This window comes from Alkalicoccus chagannorensis DSM 18086 (assembly GCF_000429725.1).
GTDB lineage: Bacteria > Bacillota > Bacilli > Bacillales > Salisediminibacteriaceae > Alkalicoccus > Alkalicoccus chagannorensis.
Genome location: NZ_AUCK01000001.1, coordinates 22,300 through 35,056, shown reverse-complemented (window position 1 = coordinate 35,056; position 12,757 = coordinate 22,300). Strand labels below are relative to the sequence as shown.

Sequence of the window (12,757 nt, the reverse complement as noted above, 5' to 3'; positions counted from 1 at the left end):
CCCTACTCCCAGCGGCGGCTCCACGCTTCCGGATCATCCTGCCACTGCTTCAAAGATTGCACTTCATCTTCTGCCATTGTAGCAGAAGCGGCGCCGAGAAGGGTATCAAAATCGGTCAGTGTCTTTATTTTCCTGGATGAAGCCTCTCCCTTTAGACTGGGTGCCTTCAGACCGTATGTGAAAATGGCCTGAATGGATACCACTTCACCGCCGGCGGCCTCCACCGCGTCAGCAGCTCGGAAAGCGGAGCCGCCGGTAGAGATCAGATCTTCGATGAGAACAACCTTGGCACCTGCCGGAAGCACCCCCTCAATCTGATTTTTGCGCCCATGGCTTTTTTCCGAACCGCGCACGTAGATCATCGGTAGTCCGAGGATGTCGGCCGCCCAGGCAGCGTGGGGAATACCGGCTGTTGCCGTGCCCGCCAGTACATCTGGTCCTTCTTCCTCCGCGGCCGCTGCAAGTGCTTCGGCTATCGACCTGCGCTGCTTCGGGTGTCCGAGCAGCAGCCGATTATCGCAGTAAATCGGCGATTTCAGTCCCGAGCTCCATGTGAACGGCTCTTCTGGTGAGAGCGTGACAGCACCAATCTCTTTCAATATCTCCGCTGCTTCTTCTTTCCTCATGATAACCACTCCTTCCAATAGGCCTCATAGGCTGCGCTGACATCAGCAGCCCGGGTTATGCCGCGTCCGACAACGATCGCATCAGCACCCGCTGCAGCCGCTTCTGCGGGAGTGACGACGCGTCTTTGATCATCCGGGGCATCGCCTGCCATGCGGATCCCCGGGGTCACAGAGAGAAAGTCGGCACCGCAGCTCCGCTTCAATGAGGCGGTCTCCTGCGCTGAACAGACAACACCGTCCAGACCAGCATGCTGGGTTAATCGGGCAAGTTTATTCACGGAATCAGGAAGAGAGACGGCAGAATGCTGCTCTTCGCGCACCTGCTGATCGGTTGTACTCGTCAGCTGCGTAACAGCAAGCAGCAAAGGACGCTTCTTCCCTGCCGGCGTCCCGGCTTCCAATCCTTCCACTGCCGCCTGCATCATCCTCGTGCCACCAAGCGCATGTACGTTTGTCATATCGATGTCGAGACGAGCGAGCTGTTTCATCGACCGTTTGACCGTCTCCGGAATGTCGTGAAGCTTCAGATCGAGAAAAACGGATATCCCCTTTCCTTTCAGCTCCTCAATGAAATCCGGTCCCTCCCTGTAGAACAGTTCCATCCCGACTTTCACGTACAGATTTTCTGATGGGAGCAATGCTGTTACAGCTTCCGCCTCCGCGCGGTCTGCGGCGTCCAGTGCTACGATGAGATCTCTCCGGCCCATGCTTTCCAGCTCCTTCCTGATAAATCACTGACATGATCCACGTTCATCTCTTCGAGCAGCTGATCGAGTTCTGTGATCAGATTCGGACAGGCAAATGGATCGCTGAAATTCGCGGTTCCGACTGCCACAGCAGAAGCTCCAGCGAGAAAGAATTCCACGATATCTTCTGCTTCATAAATGCCGCCCATGCCGATAATCGGAATGGAAACGGTCTGACTGACCTCGTGGATCATGCGGACAGCAACCGGTTTTAACGCAGGTCCGGATAAGCCGCCGGTTTTATTTGCTAAAATCGGTTTCCCGGTACGAATATCGATACGCATACCAACGAGTGTGTTGATCATGCTCAGCCCGTCTGCACCGGCCTTCTCCACAGCAGCAGCCATGTCGGTAATGCTGCTCGTATTCGGGGAAAGCTTCACATAGACCGGCACTTCCGATACTTCTTTGACTGCCCTGGTCAATTCGGCGGCCATTCCGGGATCGCTGCCGAATTGAATGCCGCCCTCTTTGACATTTGGACAGGAAATGTTCAGTTCCAGTGCATGAACATTCGCTACACGAGAAAGTTCCCGGGCCGTATACATATAATCTTCTTTCGTACGTCCCGCAACGTTCGCTACTACCGGGACGTCATACTGTGCCAGCCAGGGCAGTTCTTTTTCGGCAATCGCCTGAACGCCTGGATTCTGCAGACCGATCGCATTGAGCATGCCGCTGTCTGTTTCGGCCACGCGAGGGACAGGATTGCCGGCACGTTCTTCCGGCGTAGCCGCTTTGACCGCCACGGCCCCGAGAAGACCGAGATCATAGAACTGCGCATATTCTCTGCCGAAAGCAAAGCAGCCAGATGCCGGCATCACTGGGTTTTTCATCGACAAACCGGGGAGTTCTACCTGCAGTCTGCTCATAAAACCACCTCCCCAGCCCGGAATACAGGACCGTCACTGCAGGCTTTCGCGTACGTGTTTCCTTCTGCCTGATCTCTTCGCTCACAGACGCAGGCGAGACAGGCGCCGATGCCGCAGCCCATCCGCTCCTCCAGAGAAACATACCCAGATGGACCAAATGTTGTCTCAACGGCCCGGAGCATCACTCCCGGTCCGCATGCGTAGTATTGATCGAATGCCGATACTTCCGCCGCCGCATCCGTCACGAATCCCTGATGCCCAAAGGACCCGTCTTCGGTCGTGACGATGACACGGTCAGCCAGCTCGATAAAATCATCCAGTTTAAACAGCTGCTCTCTGGACCGGTAGCCGAGAATCACTTCCACCTTCACGCCGCGCGCTTTTAAGGCTTTCATCAAATAATACAGCGGTGGAATACCCACGCCTCCGCCAATGAGGAGCGCGCGGCCGCTTTCCGGGAGGGGAAAACCGGAACCGAGCGGTCCGAGGACATCCAGCGTCGAGCCGGGAACTGCTTCTTTCATCAGCTTGGTCCCTTCGCCTTCCACCCGATAGATGATGGTGAGCACATCGTCTTCCACATCAGCAATACTGATCGGTCTTCTTAGTACAGGGTGTCTTCTCGTGCCTGTTTTAATATGAACAAACTGTCCAGGGGACTGCATGGCTCTGACATGATCATGCTGCAGCTTCATTTCGAATATGCCTGGAGCTGTCTCCTTCTGTCCGATCACCTGCATCAAACGTTGTTTCATACAATCACCGGCGCCTTCGACCGAATCGGTTCAGTCGTAAAATGCATGGATTCGATCACGGTCAGCACAGCTTCTGTCGTATCCAGGGACGTGTTGCAGAGAATGCCGCGTTCCACCGCTTCTCTCCGGATACGGAAACCATCGCGTTCCTGTTTTTTTCCTCGGCTCAGCGTATTCACAATCAGCTGGGCTTCTCTGCCCGTGATGACATCCAGCATATCCGGAGAACCGCTGCCGATTTTCGCGGCGGTCGTTACGGGCATTCCCTGCTGTTCAAAGTAGACAGCAGTTCCTGCCGTCGCCATCAGATCGAAACCGAGCTCATGGAACCTCGCTGCGAGCAGCGCCGCCTCCTCTTTATCTTTGTCTGCGACGGTGAAGAGAACCGTTCCGTGCATCGGAATGTCCATCCCCGAGGCAATCAGCCCTTTATAGAGCGCTTTTTCGAGAGAGTGATCACGCCCCATCACTTCGCCGGTCGACTTCATTTCCGGACCGAGCGTAATGTCGACGCTTCGCAGTTTTTGAAAGGAGAACACCGGTACTTTCACCGATACGCTGTCGGGCTCCTCGAGAATCCCGTCGGAAAAGCCCTGACTGCGCAGGGACGTTCCCAACACCGCTTTCGCTGCAATCTCTGCCATGTTGACACCGGTGATTTTGCTGAGGAAAGGCACGGTCCGGCTTGACCTCGGATTCACTTCAAGCACGTACACCTCCTCATCCTGCAGGACAAACTGAATATTCATGAGTCCTTTTACGCGGAACCCTTTCGCGAGACGGATCGTATAGTCCACAATCTTTTCTTTGACGGATGGGCTGATATTCTGCGGTGGGTAGACGGCGATGGAATCACCGGAGTGCACTCCTGCCCGTTCAATATGTTCCATAATCCCTGGTACGAGGACTGTTTCTCCGTCGCTGACTGCATCGACTTCGATTTCTTTCCCGATCAAGTATTTGTCAATAAGTACCGGATATTTATCATTTACTTTGACGGCTCTCGTCATGTAGGTGAGCAGCTCGTCTTTTTGATACAGAATCTCCATTGCACGTCCTCCAAGCACGTAGGATGGACGGATCAGCACCGGGTAGCCGATGTCGTCTGCGATAGCTTCTGCTTCCGCAGTGGAGACGGCTGTCTTCCCTTTCGGCTGCGGGACGCCGAGAGACTGGATTGTCGCTTCAAACTTGTCGCGGTCTTCACAGGCATCAAGATCTTCAAGAGCCGTGCCGAGAATGGTCACTCCGCGGGCCTGGAGCTCATCCGCCAGGTTGAGGGCCGTCTGTCCGCCGAACTGAACGAGGACGCCTTCCGGCTTTTCCTGGCGCACCACATTCATGACATCTTCCACCGTCAGTGGTTCAAAGTAAAGCTTGTCGGAAACCTCAAAGTCCGTCGATACTGTTTCCGGATTGTTGTTGATGATGACCGCCTCGTAGCCCGCTTCACGAATCGTGCGGACTGCGTGCACCGTAGCATAGTCAAATTCAATCCCCTGTCCAATACGGATCGGGCCCGAGCCGAGTACGAGAATCGATGGGGTCGGCGTCGTTTCGGCTTCATTCTCCTCTTCAAAGGTGCTGTAGTAGTACGGAGTGGCCGACGCAAATTCTGCAGCACACGTATCGACCATCTTGAATACGGGATAGCAGGAGGTTTTCTCCTGCAGCGCTTCTACTTCCGCCAGACTGCTGCCGGTATAATGAGCTGCTGCCTCATTGGAGAAGCCGGCCTTTTTCGCTTCCCGGAGCGTTCCCGGCGTCAGTCCGGCCGACTGCAGCGAAGCTTCGATATCGATCATAAACGAGATTTCTGCCAGGAAGTAGTGGTCTATCCCGGTCCATTCGTGGAGTGTCTCCATCGTCACTCCTTGACGAAGCGCGTCTGCCACATAGAGAAGGCGTTCATCATCCTGCGCTCTGATTTTCTCTTCCAGTTCTCGTCCCGTAAGTGGTTCTTCCGGAAGCAGGTGAAACAGACCAATTTCTGCCGAGCGGACTGCTTTCAACAGCGATTCGGTCAGCGTTCGTCCGAGTGCCATCACTTCTCCTGTCGCTTTCATCTGAGAGCCGAGCGTCCGGTTTGCTGATTCAAATTTATCGAACGGCCAGCGTGGCCATTTCGTCACTACGTAATCCAGCGCCGGTTCAAAGCTGGCATACGTATTTTTCGTAATCGGATTCTGCAGTTCATGCAGTTCGTATCCGACGGCGATTTTTGCTGATAGTTTCGCGATTGGATACCCCGTTGCTTTGGAGGCGAGGGCAGAGGAACGGCTGACGCGGGGATTCACCTCAATGATATAGTACTGTTCACTGTGCGGATCCATCGCACACTGTACGTTGCAGCCTCCTTCTATCCCGAGGGCACGGATGATGCGCAGCGAAGCATTGCGGAGGATCTGATACTCACGGTCAGACATCGTCTGGCTCGGCGCCGTTACAATCGAATCGCCGGTGTGCACGCCGACCGGATCGATATTCTCCATGTTGCATACGACAATCGCCTGGTCGTTTTTATCACGCATAACTTCATACTCGATTTCTTTGAATCCGGCAATGCTTTTTTCTATCAGACACTGGTCTACTGGACTATAATACAGCCCGTTGGCCGTGATTTCTTCCAGCGCAGCGCGGTCTTCTGCAATACCTCCACCTGTGCCGCCAAGCGTGTATGCCGGCCGGATGATGACTGGATAGCCGATCGTTTCTGCGAAAGCCGCTGCCTCATTCACGGTATGAATAATCTCGCTCTCCGGTACCGGTTCCTCCAGCTCGTTCATCAGCGTTCGGAACGCTTCCCGATCTTCTGCTTTCGTGATGGCATCCAGGCTCGTTCCAAGCAGCTCGATGCTGTATCGATCCAATACTCCTTCCCGGGAGAGCTCCATCACGAGATTCAACCCGGTTTGACCACCGAGCGTCGCAATGACTCCGTCTGGACGCTCCTTCCGAATCACGGAGGTGACGAATTCTTTCGTCAGCGGCTCGATGTAAACTTGATCGGCTGTCGTCTCGTCGGTCATGATGGTCGCAGGATTGGAATTGACGAGAACGACTTCATATCCTTCTTCTTTCAGTGCCTGACAGGCCTGGGTCCCAGCATAATCGAATTCCGCTGCCTGTCCGATAATGATCGGCCCGGAGCCGACAACCAGAATTTTTGAAATATCTTCCCGCTTAGGCATGGGTGCGCACTCCTTTCATTATGAGCTTCTCAAATCGATCAAATAAATATTTGGCATCCTCCGGTCCAGGGGATGCTTCCGGATGATACTGGACAGAAAAGACTGGGAGCCGCGTGTGGGAAAGCCCTTCGACTGAACGGTCGTTGACGTTCCGGTGGGTGACCTGAAGGGGTGTTCCTTTTAAGGAAGGCTCGTCCACAGTATAGGAATGGTTCTGTGAAGTAATCGATGTCCTGCCGGTCTCCAGGTCCATTACCGGATGATTCGATCCGCGGTGGCCGAACGTCATTTTTTCCGTCTCTGCACCGAAAGCAAGCGCCAGCAGCTGATGCCCGAGGCAGATACCGAAGACCGGGACCGATTCGGCGAGCTGCTTTATATCAGGAAGAACGTGCCGTATATCCTGCGGGTCTCCAGGACCATTGCTCAGCATAATCCCATCCGGCGATAAATGAAGAATTTTATCCGCTGGTGTATCATAAGGCACGACGATGACTTCGAATCCTTTGCCGAGCAGGTCTTTGACGATCCCTTTCTTTGAGCCGAAATCAAGCAGTACTACCCGGGTATTCGTCCGGCCGGGGTGCCAGAATTGATCCTTTGCGGAAACGGCTGCGACCTGTGTCCGCTCCCTGTCTTTCTGCCTCAATTCCTCTGCGGTTATGACGGGATCACGGTCCGCGCTGCAGATAACGCCTTTCAGCGTGCCGTACGTGCGGATGATCCTCGTCAGTCTTCTCGTATCAATACCGGCAAGTCCGGGAATCCCCGAGCGCTTCAGCCACTCGTCAAGCGAATGTTCACTTCGGAAATGGCTGGGACGCCGTGCAGCTTCCTTCACGATCACCCCGTTCACGTTCGGTTCTACACTCTCGAAATCATCTCGGTTGATCCCGTAGTTGCCTATCAACGGGTAGGTTAATGTCACTATCTGCCCTTTGTAGGAGGGGTCAGTGAGAATTTCCTGATAACCGGTCATCCCGGTATTGAAGACGACTTCCCCCCATCCATCCTCTTCCGAGCCGATCTGATATCCTGTGAAGTACTCTCCGTTTTCCAATACGAGCATCCGTTTCATCGCTCCCGCTCCTCTCTGTAAACAACCTTACTGCCGCACATTGTCAGCACCGGCCATCCCTGCAGGGTCCACCCGTCAAACGGGGTATTGGTGCCTTTCGAAGCATGCTCCGCTGTATCTACGATGCCGCTTTTCTTCGTATCGAGTAGAACGAGGTCGGCAGGCGCGCCTTGTTCAATCTTTCTTTCGGGGAGTCCAAACAGCCGGTTTGGTCTATCCGTCAGCCAATGGAGAAGTTCCTCCACCTGCAGCACCCCTCGTTGACAAAGGTGCGTGTAAAGGAGCGGAAAGGCCGTTTCCAGACCGGTGATCCCGAATGGAGCTTCCAGCATCGAACGCTCTTTCTCTTCTTTCGTATGAGGCGCATGGTCCGTCGCGATAACATCAATCGTTCCGTCCAGCAGGCCTTCTATAAGCGCCATCTGATCTTCTTTCGCACGGAGCGGGGGGTTCATCTTATAATTTCCTTCATCTGCCGGGATATCCTGTTCGTTCAGAAGAAGATGGTGCGGTGTCACTTCCGCTGTAACATGAATGCCGGCTCGTTTGGCGTCTCGGATAACCCGGACGGACTCTTTCGTCGACACATGGCACACGTGGTAATGACAGCCGGCTGCTTCCGCAAGCAGCACATCCCGGGCGATATGTACAGATTCACTCACGGACGCAATCCCTGGAAGACCGAGCTCTCCGGCACGGCTGCCGTCATGCATTACTCCTTGATAGAGCAGACTGTTATCCTCGCAGTGCGCAGTGATGACCGCTCCGAGCGAAGCTGCTTTTTTCATAGCCGCAAACATCGTTCCAGCTTCCTGTACCCCGACGCCGTCATCGGTGAAAGCACAGGCATATGGATGCAGGGTGTCCATGTCGACAATCGTCCGTCCCGCCTGTCTTTCCGTGATCGCGGCATACGGAAGGACGTGAATCAAAGCGTCTTCTCGTATTTTATGCAGGAGCTTCTCCATCGATGCCTGATGGTCCGGCACCGGTCGCGTATTCGGCATAGCACAGACCGTCGTGAATCCCCCTTTCGCTGCAGCGGCTGTCCCGGAAGCAATGGTTTCCTTCGCTTCTCCTCCAGGCTCCCTGAGGTGGATGTGAAGATCGGTAAATCCTGGAGACAGGATGAGCCCCTCGGCATCGATGACCTCCTCTGCCGTGTCCTCCGACAGCTCTGCTGCTGTCACTTCTATCCTGCCCGTCGCCTCATCAACCAGGACATCCTGCTTGATCAGCCGGCCCTCCTGAAAAACATGTGCTCCTTTAACTAATCGTTTCAACACGATCCGCTCCTTTCGACTGCAGCAAAAAATGAAGTACCGCCTGACGCACTTTCACTCCGTTTTCCATCTGTTTAAATATTCTGGACCTTCTGCACTCCACCAGACTGTCAGCAATTTCGACACCACGGTTGACTGGGGCAGGATGCATAATCACAGCATGCGGCTGCATCCGCTGTTCCCTCGCTTCTGTCAGCCCCCAGCGGCGGTGATAGGTTTCCGGCGTGTACGCCACTCTGCCATCATGACGCTCGGTCTGGATGCGCAGCATCATCATGACATCCGCCTGCTCTACTGCTTCATCCATGCTCAGCACCCGGCCGCCGGACACCTCCTGCGGCATCCAGGCATCCGGCCCCGCATAAGACACTCGAGCTCCGAGCCGCTTCAGGATCCATGCATTCGTATTCGCCACCCTGCTGTGCGCCGTGTCGCCACAGATCACGACATGCAGTCCGCGGAAGGAACCGAATTCTTCTTTCATCGTGTAGAGATCCAGCAGCGACTGCGTCGGATGGTTCCCTGCCCCGTCACCCGCGTTGATCACCGGCACCTGCAGACCTTCCAGTTCTTCATAAAACCTCGCTCGTGGATGGCGAATGACGAATAGATCAACACCAATTGCTTCAAATGTCTTCAGCGTATCGTAGAGCGACTCTCCTTTTTCAATGCTCGATGCCTCCGCAGAAAAATCGAACCGGTGCATACCGAGCTTCGCCTCAGCCATTTCAAAGCTGTATTTCGTTCTTGTACTAGGTTCAAAAAACAAGTTTGCCGCAGCGTGAAATGCTCCCCCTGCAAACGATGTCTGACCCGCCGCTTCCAGAATGTCCTCAAGTTCCGTCATGGATAGATCTTCCAGAGTTCTCAGCTGTTTCATATCCTTCGCCTCCTTCTTTGTTGGAGGACGGATGAAAAAAGCACCCGCCCGTTACTCCGGGCAGGTGCCAGCAGAAGGACGCTCCGCAGCATCCCTCTCTGAAGCAACCCACCCTTCTGCGTCTCACTGGACGCGGTTAAAGGTGTGGTTAAGCTGCATCTGTTTCTTCTTTCTCAAACATTCCGTCATCAGACGGAACCGGATCTCTGCCCGGCAGAATAAAGTTAAGCAGGATGCCGATGACGGTAGCCAGGGCCATGCCGGCTATTTCAATATTGTCCGTTACTTCGATAAAAGCACCGCCGATCCCGATCACGAGAATCACCGAGGCAATGACCAGATTTCTTTTTCTCCCGAAATCAATGTTGTTTTCGATGAGCATTCTCATGCCGTTCGACGCAATGATCCCGAACAGCAGAATCGATACGCCGCCCATCACGGCAGTCGGAATGGTCGAAATCAGTGCGGACACTTTACCGATAAACCCGAATGCGACAGCAGAGACCGCTGCGCCCCCGATCACGAACACGCTGAAAACCCGGGTCAACGCTACAACGCCAATGTTCTCTCCGTACGTCGTATTCGGCGGAGCGCCGAGAAATGAACTGATGATCGTTGCGATGCCGTCGCCACCGATCGACCGGTGAAGTCCCGGCTTCTTGACGAGATTCTTCTCCACCACTCGGCTCAGCACCATTTGATCCCCTATATGCTCACTCAACGTGACGAGTGCAATCGGGACCATGATGGCTACAATCGTCCAGTTCATGGTCGGTTCGTACGTGACGAAGGGAACGAGAAACTCAGGGGCCTGAATCCAGGCTGCTTCGCGGACCTCTGTAAAATCAACGAGTCCCTGCCAGGCCGCAAAGCTGTATCCGCCGACAATCCCGATGAGTATTGGAATGAGACCGAAGAATCCGCGGAAAAAGACAGCGGCGGAAATCGTAATAAAGAGCGTCACGAGCGCCGTCGTAAAGTGAATGCCGCTGTAGCTTTCCGTAGCCGGATTTTCCATGGCCATTTCCACCGCTGTCCCCGCCAGCCCAAGGCCGATGACCATGATGACGGGACCCACCACAATCGGCGGCAGGAGCGCCAGCAGCCAGCTGACGCCGGTCGCTTTAATGATCAAGGCTGTAAGCCCGTACAGGAGACCGGCGAAAAAGCTTCCGATCATGGCCCCCTCCGGTCCTCCGATGCCGATGGCGGCAATCAGCGGTGCAATGAATGCAAAGGAAGAGCCGAGATAGGCGGGAATCTGTCCTTTTGTTACGACAAGATACGCCAGGGTGCCGAGGCCGCTGGAAACAAGGGCGACGGCCGGGCTTAAGCCGGTCAGAAAGGGGACGAGGATCGTTGCCCCGAACATGGCGAACAAGTGCTGAATACTCAGCAGCAGCCATTTGTCTAATCTTGGTCTCTCTTGGATACCGATCGTCTTCTCTGTCATGAATGGCCTTCCTTTCTACAGCAAAAAACCTCTTTGAGATCCAAAGAGGCTGCGCTTACCGGGACAGACGAATCCCGTGAAAGGAACCCCTTGCCGGTCTCTCTGGACTGGTTTAAAGGGAGGTTATCTGCTGTGCTGCTGTTGTTTACGTCAAATGGACGCCTTCCTCACTGTCTACTTCCTGCAGTTTCACTTCGACTACTTCACTCTTAGCGGTCGGAACATTCTTGCCTATATAATCTGGACGAATTGGAAGCTCCCGGTGGCCCCGGTCCACTAATACTGCGAGCTGTATCTGGGACGGCCGGCCGAGGTCGATGACGGCATCCAGGGCAGCCCGGACCGTGCGGCCGGTGTAGAGCACGTCGTCCACAAGAATCACCGTGCGCCCGCTGACCTCCACATCGATATCCGTTCCATGCACTTCCGGTTCGGCGGAATTGGTTTTATGCGTCAAATCGTCCCTGTAGAGGGTGATATCAATCTCACCTGTATCGATCGCTTCTCCTTCAATGTCTTTAATCCGCTCTGCCAGCCGCTGGGCAAGGTAGGCCCCTCTCGTCTTAATTCCGACGAGGACACAGCTTCGTATGCCTTTGTTCTTTTCAATGATTTCATGCGCGATTCTTGTCAGCGCCCGTCGTACCGCCTGCTCATCCAGCAGTTCCTTACTCATCTGTGCCACCACCCTCTCGTTTCGGTGTGCGGAGCCGCTCCCGGAAAACGACTCTCATCATCTTCCGCCGCAGCAGCTAACGCCCCCCATGTTCTGTCTTTGCTTTTTCCTTGATGAAGATGCTAAAAAAAATCCTCCCCGGCCCGAAGAAGGCAGAGGAGGACATACGTATCCTGTATGGTCCGGTCCTTTGCAGCCTCACGGGACTGTTTTAAAGGGGTGTTTTTCATCTTTCGTAACTATATCAGTACCGCTGACACTTGTCAAATTGGATATTATTCAGCGAATGTTTCAGCATGCTTCAGGCAGGCCAGAAAATCTTCCGGCAGCTCTGCGGTGAACACCATTTCCTCACCTGTAGCCGGGTGTTTGAACCCGAGCAGAGAAGCATGGAGCGCCTGCCCTTCAATCGGGAACTGATGCTTTTTGCGCGGCCCGTATTTTGGATCGCCGACGATCGGAAATTCGATATACTTCATGTGCACGCGGATCTGATGGGTTCTTCCCGTTTCCAGCTCACACGCTGCATGCGTGTGCCTCGGATACCGCTGCAGCACATGGAAGTGGGTGACAGCATCCCGGGCATGATGTTCCGTGACCGTCATCTTCTGCCGATCCTGTGGATCTCTGCCGATCGGCGCCTCAATCGTTCCTTTGTCGTGTGGAATAACCCCGGCAGCAATCGTTTCGTATCGTCTTTTCGTCGTTTTGTTTTTCAGCTGCTCTACAAGCGACGCGTGCGCCTGATCATTTTTGGCGGCCATAATAAGACCGGATGTATCTTTGTCAATCCGATGGACGATACCCGGCCGCATCGTGCCGTTGATACCGGAAAGATCAGTACAATGATGGAGCAGTCCGTTCACCAGCGTTCCTCTGTCATGACCCGGCGCCGGATGTACGACCATCCCTCTCGGTTTGTTGACGACGATGACGTGTTCATCTTCAAAGATCACGTCCAGCTGCAGGTCTTCCGGAACTGCTTCCACCTCTTTCATCTCCGGTACGTGCACCGTGACGGCGTCGCCTGCTTTTAGTTTATAATTGCTTTTTACTTGTTCTTCATTTACCAGGATATGTCCTTCTTTCATCCAGTCCTGGATCAGGCTGCGCGACCAGTCTCCCTGTTCTGCCAGCCACTTATCGAGCCGGCCGGCCGCAGTCTCTGTTTCAAAATGATGGGTCTCCATCCTTTAT

The 12,757-nt window shown here is 54.3% G+C and carries 11 protein-coding genes; all 11 read right to left on the bottom strand.

Features of this window, described 5'->3' with window-relative positions; genetic code table 11:
* Positions 1–2: 2 nt before the first annotated feature.
* Positions 3–629, bottom strand: a complete 627-nt coding sequence (pyrE, locus tag G477_RS0100165; RefSeq protein WP_281171117.1) for an orotate phosphoribosyltransferase — start codon at positions 627–629, stop codon at positions 3–5.
* Positions 623–1,333: an orotidine-5'-phosphate decarboxylase gene (gene pyrF / locus G477_RS0100160; RefSeq protein ID WP_026696198.1), complete on the bottom strand. Its 711-nt coding sequence runs from the start codon at positions 1,331–1,333 to the stop codon at positions 623–625. The genes pyrE and pyrF overlap by 7 nt, the downstream gene beginning before the upstream one ends.
* Positions 1,309–2,244, bottom strand: coding sequence for a dihydroorotate dehydrogenase (locus tag G477_RS0100155; RefSeq protein ID WP_026696197.1), 936 nt, complete (start codon positions 2,242–2,244; stop codon positions 1,309–1,311). Before G477_RS0100155 ends, pyrF begins: the two co-directional genes overlap by 25 nt.
* Complete coding sequence (locus tag G477_RS0100150; protein WP_026696196.1) at positions 2,241–2,999, bottom strand: dihydroorotate dehydrogenase electron transfer subunit; 759 nt, start codon at positions 2,997–2,999, stop codon at positions 2,241–2,243. The genes G477_RS0100155 and G477_RS0100150 overlap by 4 nt, the downstream gene beginning before the upstream one ends.
* Positions 2,996–6,190 carry a carbamoyl-phosphate synthase large subunit gene (gene carB / locus G477_RS0100145; protein ID WP_026696195.1) on the bottom strand — a complete coding sequence of 1,065 codons (3,195 nt, stop codon included), beginning with the start codon at positions 6,188–6,190 and terminating at the stop codon, positions 2,996–2,998. Before carB ends, G477_RS0100150 begins: the two co-directional genes overlap by 4 nt.
* Positions 6,183–7,268, bottom strand: a complete 1,086-nt coding sequence (locus G477_RS0100140) for a carbamoyl phosphate synthase small subunit (protein ID WP_026696194.1) — start codon at positions 7,266–7,268, stop codon at positions 6,183–6,185. The genes carB and G477_RS0100140 overlap by 8 nt, the downstream gene beginning before the upstream one ends.
* Entirely contained in the window at positions 7,265–8,551 is a 1,287-nt protein-coding gene (locus tag G477_RS0100135) for a dihydroorotase (RefSeq protein WP_035210751.1), read from the bottom strand. Before G477_RS0100135 ends, G477_RS0100140 begins: the two co-directional genes overlap by 4 nt.
* Positions 8,535–9,431, bottom strand: a complete 897-nt coding sequence (locus tag G477_RS0100130) for an aspartate carbamoyltransferase catalytic subunit (protein WP_026696192.1) — start codon at positions 9,429–9,431, stop codon at positions 8,535–8,537. The genes G477_RS0100135 and G477_RS0100130 overlap by 17 nt, the downstream gene beginning before the upstream one ends.
* A 148-nt stretch (positions 9,432–9,579) precedes the next feature.
* The gene (locus G477_RS0100125; protein WP_026696191.1) at positions 9,580–10,884 is read right to left on the bottom strand and encodes a solute carrier family 23 protein; all 1,305 of its coding nucleotides are present in this window, start codon (positions 10,882–10,884) and stop codon (positions 9,580–9,582) included.
* A gap of 145 nt (positions 10,885–11,029) precedes the next feature.
* Positions 11,030–11,569, bottom strand: a complete 540-nt coding sequence (gene pyrR / locus G477_RS0100120; RefSeq protein ID WP_281171114.1) for a bifunctional pyr operon transcriptional regulator/uracil phosphoribosyltransferase PyrR — start codon at positions 11,567–11,569, stop codon at positions 11,030–11,032.
* 266 nt (positions 11,570–11,835) lie between these two features.
* Complete coding sequence (locus G477_RS0100115) at positions 11,836–12,750, bottom strand: RluA family pseudouridine synthase (protein WP_026696189.1); 915 nt, start codon at positions 12,748–12,750, stop codon at positions 11,836–11,838.
* Positions 12,751–12,757 lie beyond the last annotated feature (7 nt).

What these genes read in the sequence shown, in the direction of transcription:
- pyrF (WP_026696198.1), bottom strand. Translation starts at nt 1,333, where the DNA reads ATGGGCCGGAGAGATCTCATCGTAGCACTGGACGCCGCAGACCGCGCG.
- G477_RS0100155 (WP_026696197.1), bottom strand. Translation starts at nt 2,244, where the DNA reads ATGAGCAGACTGCAGGTAGAACTCCCCGGTTTGTCGATGAAAAACCCA.
- G477_RS0100150 (WP_026696196.1), bottom strand. Translation starts at nt 2,999, where the DNA reads ATGAAACAACGTTTGATGCAGGTGATCGGACAGAAGGAGACAGCTCCA.
- carB (WP_026696195.1), bottom strand. Translation starts at nt 6,190, where the DNA reads ATGCCTAAGCGGGAAGATATTTCAAAAATTCTGGTTGTCGGCTCCGGG.
- G477_RS0100140 (WP_026696194.1), bottom strand. Translation starts at nt 7,268, where the DNA reads ATGAAACGGATGCTCGTATTGGAAAACGGAGAGTACTTCACAGGATAT.
- G477_RS0100130 (WP_026696192.1), bottom strand. Translation starts at nt 9,431, where the DNA reads ATGAAACAGCTGAGAACTCTGGAAGATCTATCCATGACGGAACTTGAG.
- G477_RS0100125 (WP_026696191.1), bottom strand. Translation starts at nt 10,884, where the DNA reads ATGACAGAGAAGACGATCGGTATCCAAGAGAGACCAAGATTAGACAAA.
- G477_RS0100115 (WP_026696189.1), bottom strand. Translation starts at nt 12,750, where the DNA reads ATGGAGACCCATCATTTTGAAACAGAGACTGCGGCCGGCCGGCTCGAT.